Annotated in this window: 17 protein-coding genes; 16 read left to right on the top strand and 1 reads right to left on the bottom strand. The window is 66.1% G+C overall.

The features are described 5' to 3' along the window. Positions 1-16: 16 nt before the first annotated feature. On the bottom strand, positions 17-673 hold the full coding sequence (locus tag LDZ26_RS10865; RefSeq protein ID WP_244847249.1) for a UDP-N-acetylmuramate--alanine ligase: 657 nt from the start codon (positions 671-673) through the stop codon (positions 17-19). A gap of 212 nt (positions 674-885) precedes the next feature. On the opposite strand from LDZ26_RS10865, the gene mpl reads away from it, so the two are divergent. The 16 genes from mpl to pyrF all read left to right on the top strand — a co-directional run bounded on the left by mpl (position 886) and on the right by pyrF (position 17,891). Continuing rightward, the gene (gene mpl / locus LDZ26_RS10860) at positions 886-2,301 is read left to right on the top strand and encodes a UDP-N-acetylmuramate:L-alanyl-gamma-D-glutamyl-meso-diaminopimelate ligase (RefSeq protein WP_244847248.1); all 1,416 of its coding nucleotides are present in this window, start codon (positions 886-888) and stop codon (positions 2,299-2,301) included. Further along, positions 2,298-2,894 (top strand): YqiA/YcfP family alpha/beta fold hydrolase, encoded by a 597-nt coding sequence (locus tag LDZ26_RS10855; protein ID WP_244847247.1) that lies wholly within the window; start codon positions 2,298-2,300, stop codon positions 2,892-2,894. The genes mpl and LDZ26_RS10855 overlap by 4 nt, the downstream gene beginning before the upstream one ends. 59 nt (positions 2,895-2,953) lie before the next feature. Next, the gene (locus LDZ26_RS10850) at positions 2,954-4,993 is read left to right on the top strand and encodes a ribonuclease catalytic domain-containing protein (protein WP_244847246.1); all 2,040 of its coding nucleotides are present in this window, start codon (positions 2,954-2,956) and stop codon (positions 4,991-4,993) included. Continuing rightward, a complete protein-coding gene (gene aroE, locus LDZ26_RS10845) occupies positions 4,990-5,847 on the top strand; it encodes a shikimate dehydrogenase (protein WP_244847245.1) in 858 nt (285 codons plus the stop codon). The genes LDZ26_RS10850 and aroE overlap by 4 nt, the downstream gene beginning before the upstream one ends. Further along, positions 5,847-6,608: a monofunctional biosynthetic peptidoglycan transglycosylase gene (gene mtgA / locus LDZ26_RS10840; RefSeq protein WP_244847244.1), complete on the top strand. Its 762-nt coding sequence runs from the start codon at positions 5,847-5,849 to the stop codon at positions 6,606-6,608. Before aroE ends, mtgA begins: the two co-directional genes overlap by 1 nt. A gap of 335 nt (positions 6,609-6,943) precedes the next feature. Further along, positions 6,944-7,867 (top strand): IclR family transcriptional regulator, encoded by a 924-nt coding sequence (locus LDZ26_RS10835; RefSeq protein ID WP_244847243.1) that lies wholly within the window; start codon positions 6,944-6,946, stop codon positions 7,865-7,867. Further along, positions 7,864-8,829, top strand: a complete 966-nt coding sequence (locus LDZ26_RS10830) for a 2-dehydro-3-deoxygalactonokinase (RefSeq protein WP_244847242.1) — start codon at positions 7,864-7,866, stop codon at positions 8,827-8,829. Before LDZ26_RS10835 ends, LDZ26_RS10830 begins: the two co-directional genes overlap by 4 nt. A gap of 57 nt (positions 8,830-8,886) precedes the next feature. Further along, complete coding sequence (locus LDZ26_RS10825) at positions 8,887-9,564, top strand: 2-dehydro-3-deoxy-6-phosphogalactonate aldolase (protein WP_244847241.1); 678 nt, start codon at positions 8,887-8,889, stop codon at positions 9,562-9,564. Further along, entirely contained in the window at positions 9,561-10,340 is a 780-nt protein-coding gene (locus LDZ26_RS10820) for an SDR family oxidoreductase (protein ID WP_244847240.1), read from the top strand. The genes LDZ26_RS10825 and LDZ26_RS10820 overlap by 4 nt, the downstream gene beginning before the upstream one ends. A gap of 130 nt (positions 10,341-10,470) precedes the next feature. Next, positions 10,471-11,478 carry an arabinose ABC transporter substrate-binding protein gene (locus tag LDZ26_RS10815; RefSeq protein ID WP_206467033.1) on the top strand — a complete coding sequence of 336 codons (1,008 nt, stop codon included), beginning with the start codon at positions 10,471-10,473 and terminating at the stop codon, positions 11,476-11,478. A gap of 58 nt (positions 11,479-11,536) precedes the next feature. Next, on the top strand, positions 11,537-13,051 hold the full coding sequence (gene araG, locus LDZ26_RS10810; protein ID WP_244847239.1) for an L-arabinose ABC transporter ATP-binding protein AraG: 1,515 nt from the start codon (positions 11,537-11,539) through the stop codon (positions 13,049-13,051). A 27-nt stretch (positions 13,052-13,078) separates the two neighbouring features. Continuing rightward, positions 13,079-14,095 carry an L-arabinose ABC transporter permease AraH gene (araH, locus tag LDZ26_RS10805; protein ID WP_244847238.1) on the top strand — a complete coding sequence of 339 codons (1,017 nt, stop codon included), beginning with the start codon at positions 13,079-13,081 and terminating at the stop codon, positions 14,093-14,095. Between the two features lie 16 nt (positions 14,096-14,111). Next, on the top strand, positions 14,112-14,900 hold the full coding sequence (locus tag LDZ26_RS10800) for an SDR family NAD(P)-dependent oxidoreductase (protein ID WP_244847237.1): 789 nt from the start codon (positions 14,112-14,114) through the stop codon (positions 14,898-14,900). Beyond that, a complete protein-coding gene (locus LDZ26_RS10795) occupies positions 14,891-15,802 on the top strand; it encodes an SMP-30/gluconolactonase/LRE family protein (RefSeq protein WP_244847236.1) in 912 nt (303 codons plus the stop codon). Before LDZ26_RS10800 ends, LDZ26_RS10795 begins: the two co-directional genes overlap by 10 nt. A gap of 92 nt (positions 15,803-15,894) precedes the next feature. After that, entirely contained in the window at positions 15,895-17,001 is a 1,107-nt protein-coding gene (locus LDZ26_RS10790; protein ID WP_244847235.1) for an aldose 1-epimerase, read from the top strand. A 77-nt stretch (positions 17,002-17,078) separates the two neighbouring features. Continuing rightward, the gene (gene pyrF / locus LDZ26_RS10785) at positions 17,079-17,891 is read left to right on the top strand and encodes an orotidine-5'-phosphate decarboxylase (RefSeq protein ID WP_244847234.1); all 813 of its coding nucleotides are present in this window, start codon (positions 17,079-17,081) and stop codon (positions 17,889-17,891) included. Positions 17,892-18,250: the final 359 nt, after the last annotated feature.

The raw sequence follows: 18,250 nt of genomic DNA, 5'->3' as shown, positions 1-18,250 counted from the left end.
GAAGCGTCCCGCCGTTTCACTCGCCGATGTAAAGCGGCGGGCGATCCGGATCGTCGGATTGATCGAGCAGCGCGCGCACGGCGGCGGCGTTCGCGCGGGCGAGCCGGCCGCGTCCGTCGGCGCGCACCGCGCCGCGCAGATCCACGGTGTTGTAGAGCGCGATGTGAACGCCGATCGGCTCCTCGCCGCGCAGGCGATGCAGAAAGCTCAATGTCTCCACATAACCGCGCCCCGCGAAGTGCCGCGTCTCGGAGACGTCGTATTGAATATTGGCGTTGAGCAGATAGATCGCGACTTCCTTCGGGTTGTCGCAGAAGCATTGCAGATGGATATCCGAATGCTCGCCCGCCGTGCCGTTGAGCACCGCGCCGGTCAGATACGGATCGTAGGGCTTCAGGCGCTCCATCCATTCGAGCGCGGTCTCGCGCATGCGGCGCAGCACGGCGGGCTGGCTGTCGCTCTGGAAAATCGCCTGATATTCGCGGATTTCCTCTTCGATCTGATCGTTGTCGGGCAAAAACTCGCCGCCGATCTTGCTTTCGCCCACCACGAGCCGCGCTGCCTTGCGCTTGGCGGTGGAGTAGTCGAGACCGTCTTCGGCGATCATTCTCGCGGCCGCGATCGCGATTTCCTCGCGCACGCGCTGCGGATCGATATGTGATTTGCGAACCATGGGGGCATCATACTAGATAACGTCTCGGGGCCCGGCGCGCCGGGCGGGCCCGGCAAGGCGCGCCGGCGCGGCAGAAGTGCAGGCGTGGCGTAAGGGCGGCGGGCGCGCTCGGTTACAATATGCGCCTCCGGGCGCACTCCCGCACGGCTTTTGTTCGTGGTGCGCCGTTCCAGTTTTCCGCACTCCATCGCCCGCGCGGCGCGACACGCTTTATGCACATCCACATCCTCGGCATCTGCGGCACCTTCATGGGCGGTCTCGCCGTCCTGGCGCGCGAGGCCGGACACAAGGTCACCGGCTGCGACGCCGGCGTCTATCCGCCGATGAGCACCCAGCTCGAAGCTCAAGGCATCGAACTGATCGAGGGCTTCGGGGCCGAGCAGATCGAACTCGCGCCGGATCTCTTCGTCGTCGGCAATGTGGTGTCGCGCGGCAATCCGCTGATGGAAGCCATTCTCGACCGCGGCCTGCCGTACACGTCGGGCCCGCAATGGCTCGGTGAGCATGTGCTCGCGGGCAAATGGGTGCTGGCGGTCGCGGGCACGCACGGCAAGACCACGACCAGTTCCATGCTCGCGTGGCTGCTGGAAGACGCCGGCATGAATCCGGGCTTTTTGATCGGCGGCGTGCCGCTCAACTTCGGCATTTCCGCGCGTTTGACGGATTCGAGCTTCTTCGTAATCGAAGCCGACGAGTACGACACCGCCTTCTTCGACAAGCGGTCGAAGTTCGTTCACTACCGCCCGCGCACGGCGGTGCTGAACAATCTGGAGTTCGATCACGCCGATATCTTCCCGGATCTCGCGGCTATCGAGACGCAATTTCATCACCTCGTGCGCACGGTGCCGGGCGTGGGCCGCATCGTCACGAACGGGCGCGAGGCGGCGCTCGAACGCGTGCTGTCGCGCGGCTGCTGGTCGGGCGTCGAGCGCTTCGGCGTGGACGGCGGCTGGCAGGCGCTGCCCGCCGAGGACGGCGCGACCGTCGACGAACAGTTCGCTGTCTACTGGCAGGGCGAGCGGCAGGGCGTGGTCGACTGGCAAGTGCAGGGCGAGCACAATCGCATGAATGCGCTGGCGGCCATCGCGGCGGCGCGCTCGGTCGGCGTGCCGGCGGCGCAGGCGGCGAAGTCGCTCGCGAGCTTTCGCAACGTGAAGCGGCGCATGGAAGTGAAGGGCAGCGTCGACGGCGTGACTGTCTACGACGACTTCGCGCACCATCCGACCGCCATCGAAACCACGGTGGCGGGACTGCGCACGCGCATCGGCGATTCGGGTCACGCGCGCATTCTGGCCGTGCTCGAACCCCGCTCGAACACGATGAAGCTCGGCACGATGAAGGCGCAATTGCCCGCGAGCCTCGCCGGCGCGGACCTCGTCTTCGGCTATGGCGCGCGCGAAGGCCGCGACAAGCTCGGCTGGAATCTGGCGGAGGCGCTGTCCCCGCTCGGCGACAAGGCGCACGCCTTCGACGAAATCGAACCGCTCGTGAAGGCGGTCGCCGCCGCCGCGCGCCCCGGCGACCACGTGCTCGTCATGAGCAACGGCGGGTTCGGCGGCGTGCATCAGAAACTGCTGGACGCGCTTTCCGCGCGTCCCTCCGGCACCACGACACGAGGCCCCGCGTGATCCTCTACCTGCACGGCTTTCGCTCGTCTCCCCAATCGTTCAAGGCGCGCGCCATGCGCGCCCGCCTCGCGGAACTCGGCCGGTTGAGCGAATGGCAGTGCCCGGTGTTGCCCGTCTCTCCGTGCGACGCCATCGCGCTGGCGGAAACCATCGCGAGCACGGCGTCGGACGATGTCACCGTCGTCGGCAGTTCGCTCGGGGGCTATTACGCGACCTATCTCGCGGAAAAGCACGGCTGGCGCGCGGTGCTCCTCAATCCCGCCGTGGTGCCGCAATCGGACCTGAGCGCGTACTTGGGCGAACAGCCGTTGTGGCACGGCGGCGGCAGCATCACCGTATTGCCGCGCCATCTGGACGAACTGCGCGCGCTCGCCGTCGATGCCATCACGCGCCCCGAGCGATACTTTCTGATTGCCGCGACCGGCGACGAAGTGATCGACTACCGCACGATGCTCGCGCGCTATCCCGGCGTGCGCACCACGTTGATTCAAGGCAGCAACCACGCGATCAGCGACTTCGCGGACTATCTCGGCGACGTGCTCGCGTTCTGCGATCAGTCGCCGCGCGCGGCCGTCGCGCCCGCGGCGGCATGACGCATCATTCATCCACCGGCGCATGCCGCGTCCGGTCCACCGTCTTACGAGAGTATTGAGTGAACGTTTTCTTCGAGGAATCGGGTAGTTTCAAGGCCGGCTCGGTCTTGTCGAAACAAGGCGACGCGTTCCAGGTCGAGTTGCCGGGCGGACGCCGCGCAAAGGTGCGCGCGAAAGACGTGCTGATCGAGTTCGAAAAGCCCGCCGCCGCCGATCTGATGCAGGAAGCCGACGCCATCGCGCAGGACATCGACCTCGATTTCCTGTGGGAATGCGCGCCCGAGGAAGAGTTTCCGTTCACCGCGCTCGGCGCGGACTACTTCGGCGACAAGTTCGGTCCGAGCGAGCGCGCCGCGCTCGTGCTGCGCATGCACGGCGCGCCGGTGTACTTCCGTCGCAAGGGGCGCGGGCAGTATCAGCGCGCGCCGCAGGAGCAGTTGCAAATGGCGCTCGCGTCGCTGGAACGCAAGCGCCAGCAGGCGCTCGTGCAGGCGAGTTACGAAGAAGAACTGAAGGCGGGCAAGCTGCCGGAGGCGCTGAAGGACAAAGCCATCGGCCTTCTGACGAAGCCGGACAAGAATTCCATCGAATACAAGGCGCTCGAAGCGGCGGCGGCCGCGCGCGGCATTTCGCAGGCGCGGCTCATGCTCGAATGCGGCGGCATTGCGTCCGCGCGTCAATTGCACGAAGCGCGCTTCCTCGCCGAGTACTTCCCGCACGGCGTCGGCTTCCCCTCCGTGCAGCCCGCGCCGTTGCCCGAAGACTTGCCCGAAGCGGACGTCGAAGCGTTTTCCATCGACGACGTGACGACCACCGAAATCGACGATGCCTTCTCCGTGCAGCATCTGGCGGACGGGCGCGTGCGCATCGGCGTGCATATCGCGGCGCCGGCGCTCGGCATCGCGCGGGGCGACACCATCGATTCGATCGCGCGCAGCCGTCTTTCGACGGTCTACATGCCCGGCGACAAGATCACGATGCTGCCGGACAACGTCGTCGATGTGTTCACGCTCGGCGAGGGCGGACTGCGGCCGGCGCTGTCGCTGTACATCATCGTGAATCGCGAGACGCAGGAAATCGTCGCGAGCGAGACGCGCGCCGAGCGCGTGTTCATCAAGTCGAATCTGCGCCATAACCATCTCGACGAGCACGTGACCGAGGAAAGCCTCGCCGCCGGCACGGGCGATTATCCGCACAAGGAAGACATCGCCGTGTTGTGGCCGCTCGCGCAGGCGCTCTTCGAAAAGCGCCAGCAAGCGCGGGCGACGTACGGCCTCAAGCGCGAAGTGCAGCGCAACAACGACTTCAATTTCTACGTCGAAGGCGAGCACATCACCATCACGCCGCGCCGCCGCGGATCGCCGCTCGACCTGATCGTGGCGGAACTCGCGATTCTCGCGAATTCGTCCTGGGGCGCGTTTCTCAACGATCACGGCGTGCCCGGCATCTACCGCTCGCAGCGCGGCTTCGGCGGTCCCGGCCCCAAGCGCACGCGCATGCAGACGACGCCCGCGCCGCACGAAGGTTTGGGCGTCGCGCAATATGCGTGGAGCACGTCGCCGCTGCGCCGTTACGTCGATCTGGTCAATCAGTGGCAACTGCTCGCCTGCGTGCAGCACGGCGTGACCGCGAAGCTCGCCGCGCCCTTCAAGCCGAAGGACGCGGACCTGTTCGCCGTCGTGCAGGGTTTCGACGATACCTACACCGCTTACGCGGATCATCAGCGCCGCATGGAGTACTTCTGGTGTCTGCGCTGGCTGAAGCAGGAGAACAAGCGGCAGGTTCCGGCGTCGGTGGTGAAGGATGATCTCGTTCGCTTCGAAGAGATTCCGCTGATCCTGCACGTGCCCGGCCTGGGCGTGCATGCGCGCGGCACGCGGGTGATGCTCGAAGTGGTGTCGATCGATGAACTGACCGTCGAGGCGTCGTGCCGTCTGCTGCACGTGATCGACGCGCCGTCCGCGGCCGCGCCCGTCGAAGAAGACGAAGCCGAGGAAGAAATCATCGAAGCCGACGACCTCAGCGCCGAAAGCGAAGCTGAAGCGCAGGCGGAGGCATCGGCGGAAGCATCGCCGCAGCCACAGGAGCCGAACGCATGAACGCGCCGCAGCCGCGCGACCGGTACGCGGTGATCGGCAATCCGGTCGAGCACAGCAAGTCGCCGTGGATTCACGCGCGCTTTGCCGAGCAGACCGGCGAAGCGGTCGAATACGGGCGCATTCTCGGGCCGCTCGGCGGCTTCGAGCAGGCGGTCGAAGCGTTCATCGCGTCGGGCGGACGCGGCATGAACGTGACGGTGCCGTTCAAGCTCGACGCCCACGCGTTCGCCGATTCGCTATCGCCGCGCGCGGCGGCAGCCGGCGCAGTCAACACGCTGTCGTTCACCGAAGACGGCGTGCGCGGCGACAACACCGACGGCGTCGGCCTGGTGCGCGACATCGAAGCAAATCTCGGCGTGAGTCTCGAAGGCGCGCGCGTGCTGCTGCTCGGCGCGGGCGGGGCCGCGCGCGGCGTCGTTCTGCCGATCTTCGACCGGCGGCCGGCGTCGCTCGTCATCATCAATCGCACGGCGGCGAAGGCGCAGCAACTCGTCGAGCAGTTCGAGCAGGCCGCGCACGAGGCGAACGTGAGCCTGTCGGGCGGCGGCGCCCAGAGCATCGAAAAGACGCGCTACGACGTGATCGTCAACGCGACGGCCGGCAGCCTCGACGCCGCGCTGCCCGAATGCGACGACGCGGCTTTCGGCGCGGGCACGCTCGCCTACGACATGATGTACGGCCCGAAGCCCACGGTCTTCATGCAGCACGCGGAGCGTCTCGGCGCGCGCGCGGCCGACGGCCTCGGCATGCTGGTCGAACAGGCCGCCGAATCGTTCTTCATCTGGCGCGGCGTGCGCCCGGACGGCGGCGCGGTGCTGCGCGAACTGCGTCGGACACTGGCGGCAAAAGCCTGATGACCACCGCGCCCGGCCACAGCCGCACGTCGCCGAGCGACCGGCCCACGCGCCGCGCGGTGCGGCTCGGTCCCGCGCGATGGATCGCCTACGGCGTATCCGTGTTCTTCATCGCGATTCTCGCGACGCAGCTCTACTTCTTTCTCCAGATCGGCGTGTGGACGGTAACCAATCCGGGTTCGACCGCCTTCATGCGCGCCGATGCGTGGACGCTCGCGAAGACGCATCCCGGCATCGCGCTGCAACGCACGTGGGTGCCGTACGACCAGATCTCGCGCAATCTGAAGCGCGCGATCATCGCGTCCGAAGATGCGAACTTCGTCAATAACAACGGCTACGAAACCGACGCCATCTTGCAGGCGTGGGAGAAGAACAAGTCGCGCGGAAAGATCGTCGCGGGCGGCTCGACCATTTCCCAGCAACTCGCGCGCAATCTGTTTCTGTCGCGCGAGAAGAGCTATATCCGCAAGGCGCAGGAACTGGTGATTACGTGGATGCTCGAATTCTGGTGGACCAAGGAACGCATCTTCGAGGTCTATCTGAATTCGGTCGAATGGGGCAACGGCGTCTACGGCGCGGAAGCGGCGGCGCGCTATTACTACAAGACGTCGGCGGCCAAGTTGACGGCGGGACAGAGCGCGCGCCTCGCCGTCATGCTGCCGCGCCCGAAATACTTCGACGACCATCGCAACTCGGCATATCTGACCATGCGAGCACGCGTCATCGCGCGGCGAATGGGCGCCGCCGAACTGCCGGAATGATATTTAGCTCGCGTCGCTAAACTCGATAAAGCCCTGATTCATCAGGGCTTTTTCGTTCGCGTGTCGCTTTCAGTTGTCAGCTAGACTCCCATTATGTGAACAGCGCGGTCACATATTGAAGATTTGAGATAGCCGGAACTACAATCCGTCCAAGCCTTCGACGACACCGCCAGAAGGCACCGCGCAGGCCAGGACGCCTCGCGCCAACAAGAACAAAACCGGAGACACGTCATGCACTCGATCGCCTGCCCGCGCTCGCGGGTCGCGCCGCACGATTCATCCGCCTCACGCGAAAAGCGCGCGCCGTCTTGCGCGCGCATCGAGGGGTGAGCGACATGACCAAGCTCCAGCCCGCCGATACGCAGGGTGCAGATAACAGCCTCGCCGCCAACGACGCCCGCGCGCGGGAAACCGGCCGCCGCGACGCCGACGCCATCGCGCTGCCGAGCGCGCTCGTCGATGTCACGCCGCAGCAGGCCGGCACGCAGACGCTGCTGCGCGGCCTCGCGATCCTCGAAGCGGCCGCGAACGGCGCGCGCGATCTGCGCTCGTTCAGCGCGGCGCTCGGCACGACGCGCAGCACCACGCACCGGCTCGTGAGTTCGCTCGTGCAGGCGCGCTATCTGCGGCAAGTGCAGGGCGGCTATCTGCTCGGGCCGAAGCTGATCGAACTCGGCACCATCGCGCTGGAACAGATGCCGCTGACGGCGGTTGCGCGTCCGCATCTTCAGGCGCTCGCGCAGCATACGCACGACACGATTCATCTAGGCGTGCGCGATGGCGACGACGTGCTCTACATCGACAAGATTCCCGGCACGCGCGGGCTCGAAATGCGTTCGCGCGTCGGGCACCGCATGCCGCTCGCATCGACGGGTATCGGCAAGGCGATGATGCTCGACCTCGAAGCCAACGCGTGGAAGAAGCTGCTCGACGCGTCGCACCGGGCGCTCGCCCGCACGAGCTTCAAGCCGGAGAACCGCCCGGACGTCGATACGTTTCTTCAGCGCATGACGCGCTATTCGCAAGGCGGTTACACGTTCGACCTCGAAGAGAACGAAGCGTCGATTCGCTGCGTCGCCGCGCCCGTGCGCGATGCGTCGGGCGCGATCGTCGCGGCGCTTTCTGTCGCGAGCACCATCCCTTATATGCCGGACGAACGCATGGAAGAACTGATCCCGGTCGTGCAGCGCGAAGCGCGCTCGATCTCCGAAGAACTCGGCTGGCGCGCGCCGCAGGCCAATCGCAGGATCAAGCGATGACCGCGCCCGCTCTCATTGCGCTCGACTGGGGCACCACGTCCCTGCGCGCCTATCTGCTCGGCGACGACGGCACGGCGCTCGACACCCGCGCGTCGTCGGCCGGCATCATGAAGCTGCCCGCCGGCGGCTTCGACGAGGCGTTCGAGGAAACCTGCGGCGCGTGGCTCGACGCGCATCCGCGCTTGCCCGTGATCGCGGCCGGCATGATCGGCAGCGCGCAGGGCTGGATCGAAGCGCCGTATGTCGATACGCCCGCCGACGCCAACGCGCTCGTCGCGGGCATCGTGACGGTGACGGCGGCGCGCGGCGTGACCGTGCGCGTGGTGCCGGGCGTGCTCGAACGCGGCGTGCTGCCCAACGTGATGCGCGGCGAGGAAACGCAGATCGTCGGCGCGCTTTCGGCCGACGCGTCGCTGTCCACGCCGGGCGGCGCGCTGATCGGCCTGCCCGGCACGCATGCGAAGTGGGCGTTCGTCGAAGACGGCCGTATCGAGCGGTTCTACACGTTCATGACCGGCGAGACGTTCAGCGCGCTGCGCGACCACACGATTCTCGGCCGCACGATGCAGCAGGGCGCGGCCCCCGATGCAGCGGCGTTCATCCGCGGTGTCGATACTGCGCGCGATGCCGGTCATCCCGGCCTGCTCGCGACCATCTTCAGCACGCGCACGCTCGGACTCACCGGGCAACTGACGCCCGAACAGCAGCCGGATTACTTGTCGGGACTGCTCATCGGCCATGAACTGCGCGGACTGAACGAAGTGCTGGCGCGGGACGCGTCGTCGCTCGCGGGCAGGACGCTGCGGCTGATTGGCAACGATGCGCTTTGCGACCGCTACCGCGCCGCCCTCGCGCGTTTCGACTGTCAGGACGCGCAGACGGTCGCGCACGCCACCGAACACGGCCTTTATCGAATCGCCGCGCAAGCCGGGCTCGTCAGCGCGCCCGCGAGCGCCGCCTGACGCGACGCATACGAACGCACACGAACGCACACGAACGCACACGCAAGGAGCAAGACGATGCAACCTCACATCAATCTGCCGGGGCCGTACGAGATGCACGCCGGTCTCGCGAAGGCGTTCGCCCAGTGTCCGCTCATCGCGATCCTGCGCGGCGTCACGCCCGCCGATGCCGCCGAGCACGGCCGCGCGCTGTACGAAGCGGGCTTTCGCATCGTCGAGGTGCCGCTGAATTCGTCGCAGCCCTTCGACAGCATCGCCGCGATCCGGCAGGCGCTGCCGGACGACGCCATCGTCGGGGCCGGCACGGTGCTGCATCCGAGCTACGTGGATAACGTGAAGGACGCAGGCGGCGAACTGATCGTGATGCCGCACAGCGACGGCGATGTCGTGCGCGCCGCGAAGGCGCACGGACTCGCGTGCGCGCCGGGCGTCGCGACGCCCAACGAAGGTTTTCTCGCGCTGAAGAACGGCGCGGACGTGCTGAAAATGTTCCCCGCCGAGCAACTCGGCCCGACTGTCGTGAAGGCGTGGCGCGCGGTCATCGCGAAGGAAGTGCCGCTCGTGCCGGTCGGCGGCATTGCGCCGGACAACATGGGGCCGTTTCTGACGGCGGGCGCGAACGGCTTCGGCTTGGGGTCCGCGCTCTACAAGCCGGGGCAGAGCGCGAGCGTGACGGCATCGCACGCGAAGGCGTTCGTGGATGGACTCGCGATCGCGAAAGGTGAGAAGCGATGAACCGGCTCGCCGGCAAAGTCGCGATGGTCACCGGCGCGGGGCGCGGCATCGGCGCGGCGATCGCGCTGGCGTTCGCGCGGGAAGGCGCGGCGGTGGCGCTCGCGGAACTGGACATCGAGACGGCGCGCGAGACGGCGAAGCGCATCGCCGACGAAACGCAGTCCGAGCGCGTCATCGCGGTACGGACGGACGTGACGCAGAGCGCGTCCGTGAAAGACGCCGTCGCGCGAACGGAAGCGAAGTTCGGCGCGCTCGACGTGCTCGTGAACAACGCCGGCATCAACGTGTTCTGCGATCCGCTGACCATGACCGACGACGACTGGCGGCGCTGCTTCGCCGTCGATCTCGACGGCGTGTGGAACGGCTGCCGCGCGGTGCTGCCCGGCATGGTGGAACGCGGCCGGGGCAGCATCGTGAATATCGCCTCGACGCACAGCTTCAAGATCATCCCGGGCTGCTTTCCGTATCCGGTCGCGAAGCACGGCGTGATCGGGCTGACGCGCGCGCTCGGCATCGAATACGCGCCGAACAACGTGCGCGTGAATGCCATCGCGCCGGGTTACATCGAAACGCAATTGACGCTCGACTGGTGGAACGCGCAGTCCGACCCGGCCGCCGCGCGGCAGGCGACGCTCGATCTCCAGCCGATGAAGCGCATTGGCAAGCCGCAGGAAGTCGCGATGACGGCGGTGTTCCTCGCATCGGACGAAGCGCCGTTCATCAACGCGAGCTGCATCACCGTGGACGGCGGGCGTAGCGCGCTCTATCACGACTAAAGACGCACGTATCGAAGAAATGACGCACTGGCCGCGGTGCGGCATCCACGCAGAAAGACACGCGGCCACACGCTTTGTACCACCCGCACGCGGGTATTTTGAGACAACGCAAAAAGTCGGGAGACACAAGATGAAACGCAGACTGTTCCTCACGCTGATCGCCGCCGCCACCGCGACGAGCGCCACGATGATCGCCGCGCCCGTCGCGCAGGCCGCCGACGACATCAAGATCGGCTTTCTCGTGAAGCAGCCGGAAGAGCCGTGGTTCCAGGACGAATGGAAGTTCGCCGAGACCGCCGCCAAGGAGAAGGGCTTCACGCTCGTGAAGATCGGCGCGCCGTCGGGCGAAAAGGTGATGAGCGCGATCGACAACCTCGCCGCGCAGAAGGCGCAGGGTTTCATCATCTGCACGCCGGACGTGAAGCTCGGGCCGGGCATCGTCGCGAAGGCGAAGGCCGACAAGCTGAAGATGATGACGGTGGATGACCGCCTCGTCGATGGTTCCGGCAAGCCGATCGAGTCGGTGCCGCACATGGGCATTTCGGCCTACAACATCGGCAAGCAGGTGGGCGACGGCATCGCCGCCGAAATCAAGAAGCGCGGCTGGGACATGAAGGATGTCGGCGCAATCGACGTGACTTACGAGCAGTTGCCGACCGCGCATGACCGCACGAGCGGCGCGACCGACGCGCTTCTCGCCGCCGGTTTCCCGAAGGCGAACGTGATCGCCGCGCCGCAAGCGAAGACCGACACGGAGAACGCGTTCAACGCGGCGAACATCGCGCTCACGAAAAACCCGCAGTTCAAGCACTGGGTCGCCTACGGTCTGAACGACGAAGCCGTGCTCGGCGCGGTGCGCGCGGCGGAAGGCCGCGGCTTCAAGGCGGACAACATGATCGGCATCGGTATCGGCGGCTCGGATTCGGCGTTGAACGAGTTCAAGAAGCCGAACCCGACGGGCTTCTTCGGCACGGTCATCATCAGCCCGAAGCGTCACGGCGAAGAGACCTCCGAACTGATGTACGCGTGGATCAAGGACGGCAAGGCGCCGCCGCCGCTCACGCTCACCACGGGCATGCTCGCCACGCGCGAGAACGTGTCGTCGGTGCGTCAGCAAATGGGCCTGGCGTCGAACTAAATCCATCGGGCAGGCGGGCCGCATGACAGCGCGGCCCGCCGCAGAACAAGGAGGCGATGTGTCAGCGACGCTGCGTTTTGACAATATCGGCAAGGTGTTTCCAGGCGTGCGCGCGCTCGACGGCGTGTCGTTCGACGTCAATGCCGGCGAAGTTCACGGTTTGATGGGCGAGAACGGCGCGGGTAAATCGACCTTGCTCAAGATTCTCGGCGGCGAGTATCAGCCCGATTCTGGGCGCGTGCTCATCGACGAGAAAGAAGTGCATTTCGGGAGCGCCGCGGCTTCGATTGCATCGGGGATCGCGGTGATCCACCAGGAATTGCAGTACGTGCCGGACCTGACGGTGTCCGAGAACCTGCTGCTCGGCGCGCTGCCGAACCGGCTCGGCTGGGTGGACAAGCGCGCCGCGAAAAAGCACGTTCGTGAGCGGCTCGCCGCGATGGGCGTCGATCTCGATCCCAACGCGAAGCTGCGCAAGCTCTCCATCGCGCAGCGGCAGATGGTGGAAATCTGCAAGGCGCTCTTGCGCAATGCGCGCGTGATCGCGCTCGACGAGCCGACTTCGTCGCTCTCGCACCGCGAAACCGACGTGCTGTTCAAGCTCGTGCGCGACCTGAAAGCGGACAAGCGCGCGCTGATTTATATCTCGCACCGCATGGACGAGATTTACGAGCTATGCGACGCCTGCACCATTTTCCGCGACGGCCGCAAGATCGCGTCGCATACGCGTCTTGCCGAAGTGCCGCGCGACACGCTCGTGCAGGAAATGGTCGGCCGCGAAATCTCGGATATCTATAACTATCGACCGCGCAAACTGGGCGACGTGCGCTTCGCGGTGCAGAACGTGCAGGGCGAGGCGCTTTCCGCGCCGGTGAGCTTCGAGGTGCGGCGCGGCGAGATCGTCGGGTTTTTCGGGCTCGTTGGCGCGGGGCGCAGCGAACTCATGCATCTGATCTACGGCGCGGACAAGAAGAAGGAAGGCACGATTCAGCTCGACGGCCAGCCGATCAAGATTCGCAGCACCGGCGAGGCGATTCGCCATGGCATCGTGCTGTGCCCGGAGGATCGGAAGGAAGAAGGCATCGTCGCAATGGCGACGGTCGCGGAGAACATCAATATCTCGTGCCGCCGGCATTATCTGCGCGCGGGGCTTTTCCTCGACCGCAAGAAGGAAGCGGAGACGGCGGACCGCTTCATTCAGCTTCTGAAGATCAAGACGCCGAGCCGCCGGCAGCGCATCCGCTTTCTGTCGGGCGGCAATCAGCAGAAGGCGATTCTCTCGCGCTGGCTCGCCGAGCCGGATCTCAAGGTCGTGATTCTGGACGAACCGACGCGCGGCATCGACGTCGGCGCGAAGCACGAAATCTACAACGTGATCTATCAACTGGCGGAGCGCGGCTGCGCGATCGTGATGATCTCGTCGGAACTGCCGGAAGTGCTCGGCGTGTCCGATCGCATCGTCGTGATGCGGCAGGGGCGCGTGGCGGGCGAATTGCCGCGCGGACAGGCGAACGAACAGTCGGTTTTGAGCCTCGCGCTGCCGCAATCGGAGACGGTGGCCGAGGCCGCGTAAAAAACAAGGGGACTGAGGAAAGAAATCATGGAAGCCAGAGAAAACATCGTGGGACAGGCTAGCGAAACGGTCGCGAACGCGCTGATCCCGCAGAGAAGCGACAAGCAGAAGTGGTGGCAGCAGATCACGGAATACAGCCTGATCGTGATCTTCATCGTGATGTTCGTCACGATGTCGCTGACCGTCGATCACTTCTTTTCCATCGAGAACATGCTCGGGCTGGCGCTGTCGATCTCGCAGATCGGCATGGTCGCCTGCACGATGATGTTCTGCCTCGCCTCGCGCGACTTCGACTTGTCGGTGGGTTCGACCATCGCGTTCGCGGGCGTGCTCTGCGCGATGGTGCTCAACGCGACGAACAACACCTTCATCGCGATCATCGCGGCGGTGGCGGCAGGCTCGGTGATCGGCTTCGTGAACGGCGCGGTGATCGCGTATCTGCGCATCAACGCGCTGATCACCACGCTCGCGACCATGGAAATCGTGCGCGGGCTCGGCTTCATCGTGTCGCACGGGCAGGCGGTGGGCGTGTCGTCGGATACGTTCATCGAAATGGGCAGCCTCGCCATGCTCGGCATTTCGCTGCCGATCTGGGTCACGCTCGCGTGTTTCGTCGTGTTCGGCGTGTTGCTGAACCAGACGGTCTATGGCCGCAATACGCTTGCCATCGGCGGCAATCCTGAAGCGTCGCGGCTCGCGGGCATCAACGTCGAACGCACGCGCGTGTGGATTTTCCTCGTGCAGGGCGCGGTAACGGCGCTCGCAGGCGTTATCCTTGCGTCTCGGATCACGTCGGGACAGCCCAACGCGGCGCAAGGCTTCGAGCTGAACGTGATTTCGGCGTGCGTGCTCGGCGGCGTCTCGCTGCTCGGCGGCCGTGCGACGATTTCCGGCGTGGTCATCGGCGTGCTCATCATGGGCACCGTCGAAAACGTGATGAACCTGCTGAACATCGACGCGTTCTATCAGTACCTCGTGCGCGGCGCGATTCTGCTCGCTGCCGTGTTGCTGGACCAATTGAAAAATCGCGGATCGCGCGACTGAAAGGACGGCGAAACATATGACATCCATCGACAGCTCCCTCGCGCGCTACCCGAGCCTCGCGGGCAAGACCGTGCTCATCACGGGCGGCGCGACCGGCATCGGCGCGGCGTTCGTCGAGCATTTCTACGATCAGGGCGCGAAAGTGGCGTTCTTCGATATCGACGCCGAAGCCGGCGAGGCGCTTGCGGAGCGGCTCGGCGTGGACCTGGCCGGAGCCCACACGCGGCCGATGTTCCTGCGCGTGGATCTGACGGACATCGACGCATTGCGCCAAGGCATCGCGGACGTGCGCGGCGCGCTCGGCCCGATCGGCGTGCTCGTGAACAACGCGGCCAACGACAAGCGTCATACCATTCAGGAAGTCACGCCCGAATCGTTCGATTGGGGCATCGCGGTGAATATCCGTCACCAGTTCTTCGCGGCGCAGGCGGTCGTCGACGACATGAAGCAACTCGGCGGCGGCTCGATCATCAACCTCGGCTCCGTCAGCTGGATGCTGAAGAACCCGAACCTGCCCGTGTACGTGACGGCGAAATCGGCGGTGCAGGGCTTGACGCGCGGTCTTGCGCGCGACCTCGGCAAGTTCGGCATCCGCGCGAATTCGCTGGTGCCCGGCTGGGTGATGACGGAAAAGCAGAAGCGCCTGTGGCTCGACGAAGCGGGCAAGCTCGCGATCAAGCAGGGACAGTGCATCGACGCCGAAGTGCTGCCCGAGCATCTCGCGCGGGCCGCGCTCTTTCTCGCATCCGACGATAGCAGCATGATGACGGCGCAGGAGATCATCATCGACGGAGGATGGGTCTGATGAACCAGAGCGGCGCGACCGATGCAACCGAGGCACGCCTTCTGATCGACAGCCAATGCGCGCTCGGCGAGGGCGCGACGTGGTGCGCCGCGAGCGGGCGGTTCTACTGGACGGACATCGAAGGCAAGCGGTTCCTGCGATACGATCCGCGCGACGGATCGACCGAAGCCTTCGACATGCCGGAGCGCCTCGCGTGCTTCGCGCTCTGTGCCGATCCGGACTTCGTGCTGCTCGGCCTTGCGTCGCGGCTCGCGTTCTTCCAGTTCTCGACGGGCAAGATCGAGACCATCACGGAAGTGGAAGCCGGCCTGCCGACGCGTCTGAACGACGGCCGCTGCGACCGCGAAGGGCGCTTCGTGTTCGGCACGAAGCACGACGTGGACGATGCAGAGCCGCTCGGCGGTTACTATCGGCTGAACGTGGATTTGTCGCTGGAGCGCCTGCCGCTCGGAAATTGCGCGATCAACAACAGCACCGCATTCAGTCCGGACGGCACGACGCTCTACTACTGCGATACGCCGACGCGCCATATTCGCGTCTGCGATTACCCGAGCCTCGCGAACGACCGCGTGTTCGTCGAATTGACGGACGATACCGGCGCGCCCGACGGCTCCACGGTCGACGCGGAAGGCGGCCTGTGGAACGCGCAGTGGGGCGGGCGGCGCGTGGTGCGCTACGCGCCGGATGGCCGCGAGACCGCGCGCATCGAGGTGCCGAGCGCGCAGCCGAGTTGCGTCGCGTTCGGCGGAGCGTTTCTCGATACGCTCTTCGTGACGACGGCGCGCATCGGCTTGAGCGAAGACGCGCTCAAGACCGACGCCCACGCGGGCGGCATCTTCACGGCGCAGCCCGGCGTGCGCGGCATCGCGGAGCCGGTTTTCGCGGGCAAGCCGCGAGCATAAGAAACCGAGGCGGCGCGCGATCCGACGCGCCGTCCGTCCAGCCCCCGGCCGCGGCCGCGCCGGGTTTTTCGCCTCTCGATGGAGCACAGGTCATGACGGTTGCGCGCAATGAGCAAAGGGTGAATACGCCGTCCGCGTCCACGGCGCAGGCGAACGCGCGCCGCTCGCGGCTCGCCGCCGCCGCCGAACCGCCGATCCGGCCGGGACCGAGCACGGCGGTCGTCGCAATCGGCGGCGCGGCCGTCGAAGGCTGCATCACGCTCGCGAACGCGCACTTGAGGCTCGATGTCGCGCCGGCGCTCGGCGGCGGCGTCACGCGTTTCGACTGGCGTCACGAAGGCGCGCTCGTGCCGATTTTCCGACCGTGCGCCGAGCCGGGCCCGGACACCGACCCTAACCAGCTCGCGTGTTATCCGCTGCTGCCGTATTCGAACCGCATCGGCAACGGGCACTTTCGATTCTCCGGACGCGCCATCGACGTGCCGCGCAATCGCCCGGATGAGCCGCTGCCGCTGCACGGCGACGGCTGGCTTGGCGCGTGGACCGTCGAGGAAGAAGACGCGACGCGCGTGCGGCTCGCGTTCGAGCGCAGCGACGGCAAGCCGTACTCGTTTCGCGCGTCACAGACGTATGCGCTCGACGAAGCCACGCTCGTCGTCACGCTCGACGTGCAGAACACCGGCGACGAGGCGCTGCCCTTCGGTCTCGGCCTGCATCCGTTTCTGATGCGCGAAGCCGATACCGAGCTTTCGGCGGCGGCGGGCGGCCTGTGGCTCTGCGGCGACGACTGGCTTCCGGTGCGCCATGTGCCCGCGCCGCCTGCGTGGCAGTTCGGCGTCGCGTACCCGATGCCATCCGAAATGGTGAACAACGCGTTCACCGGCTGGAGCGGACGCACGAGCGTGCTCTGGCCGAAGCGCCGTCTTTCGCTGACGATTGCCGCCGACACCGACTACTACGTGCTTTACGCGCCGCCCGGCGAGGACTTCTTCTGCTTCGAGCCGGTCGATCATCCGATCAACGCGGTGAACCTGCCGGGCGGCGGCGAGGCCAACGGCATGACGGTGCTCGCGCCCGGCGAGCGGCTTTCGCGCGAGTTCCGCTTCACTGTGGAGCGCACCGGCGAGGCCGCGCGCCGCGGCCGGCCACGCACGCGTGCGGGAGCGAAGGCGCGCGGCCGCGCGGCGCTCGCGCGCTGAACGCACCGAACGCCCGAACCGGAAAGCGATGCCGCGCACGTTAAAATGCGTGGCATCCCTTTCCGCCGATCTTTCCCATGTCTTTCATCCAGTCGCTCAACGCCGCGTGGTCGCGCACGCAATCGCTCCTGTGCGTCGGCCTCGATCCGGAGCCGTCGAAGTTCCCCGGCGCGCTGAACGGCCGCGCCGACGCGATCTTCGAGTTCTGCAAGACCATCGTCGATGCCACCGCGCCGTACGCGTCGTCGTTCAAGCCGCAGATCGCGTACTTTGCGGCGCATCGCGCGGAAGATCAGCTCGAAGCGCTGATCGCGCATATTCACGAGAAGCACCCGGGGCTGCCGGTCATTCTCGATGCGAAGCGCGGCGATATCGGCAGCACGGCCGAGCAATACGCGAAGGAAGCGTTCGAGCGCTACAAAGCGGACGCCGTCACGGTGAATCCGTACATGGGTTTCGATTCCATCGAGCCGTATCTCGCGCATGAAGGCAAGGGCGTGATCGTGCTGTGCCGCACGTCGAACGCGGGCGGTTCCGACCTGCAATTTCTGACGACGGACGGCAAGCCGCTGTATCAGGTCGTCGCGAAGCTGGCGGCCGAGAAGTGGAACGCGAGCGGGCAACTGGGGCTCGTCGTCGGCGCGACGTTTCCGAAGGAAATCGAAGCGGTGCGCGGCATGGTCGGCGACATGCCGCTGCTGATTCCGGGCATCGGCGCGCAGGGCGGCGATGTCGAAGCGACCGTGCGCGCGGGCCGCACGGCGAATGGCACGGGCATGCTCATCAACTCGTCGCGCGCCATTTTGTACGCCGGCAAGGGCGACGATTACGCGAGCGCGGCGGCCGAAGCCGCGAAGAAGACGCGGGATACGATCAACGCGTATCGGTGACTATCGCTCGCGCTGATTCGGGATGCCGGGTAGCTTTCGCGGCGTTTGCACGGCGCGGGCTTAACGTCGCGCCGATTCCGGAAGTCGGGTCGCTATCGCAGCGCTTGCGCCGCGAAACCCGGCGCGCGCCGCGCGGGTTTATCGCTCGCGCTGATTCGGGATGCCGGGTAGCTTTCGCGGCGTTTGCACGGCGGCGGCTCAACGTTCGAACTGGTTTGGAAATCGGGCCGCTTTCGCAGCCCGTGCGTCGCGAAAAAAGCTGAAGGCGCGGCGCGGGCTTTTGGGTTGCGTTGAATCAGTAAGTCGGGCGCGGCGCGAGCATAACGCTCCCGCTGATGCAAAAAGTCGAGCCGCTTTCG

The sequence above is a fragment of the Caballeronia sp. SL2Y3 genome (assembly GCF_022879575.1).
Classification (GTDB): domain Bacteria; phylum Pseudomonadota; class Gammaproteobacteria; order Burkholderiales; family Burkholderiaceae; genus Caballeronia.
Note: the sequence above shows the minus strand (reverse complement) of the source record. Positions and strands in the feature narration are given on the sequence as shown.

Excerpts from the sequence above, each read along its gene's own strand:
- LDZ26_RS10865 (WP_244847249.1), bottom strand. The coding sequence starts at position 673 with ATGGTTCGCAAATCACATATCGATCCGCAGCGCGTGCGCGAGGAAATC.
- mpl (WP_244847248.1), top strand. The coding sequence starts at position 886 with ATGCACATCCACATCCTCGGCATCTGCGGCACCTTCATGGGCGGTCTC.
- aroE (WP_244847245.1), top strand. The coding sequence starts at position 4,990 with ATGAACGCGCCGCAGCCGCGCGACCGGTACGCGGTGATCGGCAATCCG.
- mtgA (WP_244847244.1), top strand. The coding sequence starts at position 5,847 with ATGACCACCGCGCCCGGCCACAGCCGCACGTCGCCGAGCGACCGGCCC.
- LDZ26_RS10835 (WP_244847243.1), top strand. The coding sequence starts at position 6,944 with ATGACCAAGCTCCAGCCCGCCGATACGCAGGGTGCAGATAACAGCCTC.
- LDZ26_RS10830 (WP_244847242.1), top strand. The coding sequence starts at position 7,864 with ATGACCGCGCCCGCTCTCATTGCGCTCGACTGGGGCACCACGTCCCTG.
- LDZ26_RS10825 (WP_244847241.1), top strand. The coding sequence starts at position 8,887 with ATGCAACCTCACATCAATCTGCCGGGGCCGTACGAGATGCACGCCGGT.
- LDZ26_RS10820 (WP_244847240.1), top strand. The coding sequence starts at position 9,561 with ATGAACCGGCTCGCCGGCAAAGTCGCGATGGTCACCGGCGCGGGGCGC.
- LDZ26_RS10815 (WP_206467033.1), top strand. The coding sequence starts at position 10,471 with ATGAAACGCAGACTGTTCCTCACGCTGATCGCCGCCGCCACCGCGACG.
- araH (WP_244847238.1), top strand. The coding sequence starts at position 13,079 with ATGGAAGCCAGAGAAAACATCGTGGGACAGGCTAGCGAAACGGTCGCG.
- LDZ26_RS10800 (WP_244847237.1), top strand. The coding sequence starts at position 14,112 with ATGACATCCATCGACAGCTCCCTCGCGCGCTACCCGAGCCTCGCGGGC.
- LDZ26_RS10795 (WP_244847236.1), top strand. The coding sequence starts at position 14,891 with ATGGGTCTGATGAACCAGAGCGGCGCGACCGATGCAACCGAGGCACGC.
- LDZ26_RS10790 (WP_244847235.1), top strand. The coding sequence starts at position 15,895 with ATGACGGTTGCGCGCAATGAGCAAAGGGTGAATACGCCGTCCGCGTCC.
- pyrF (WP_244847234.1), top strand. The coding sequence starts at position 17,079 with ATGTCTTTCATCCAGTCGCTCAACGCCGCGTGGTCGCGCACGCAATCG.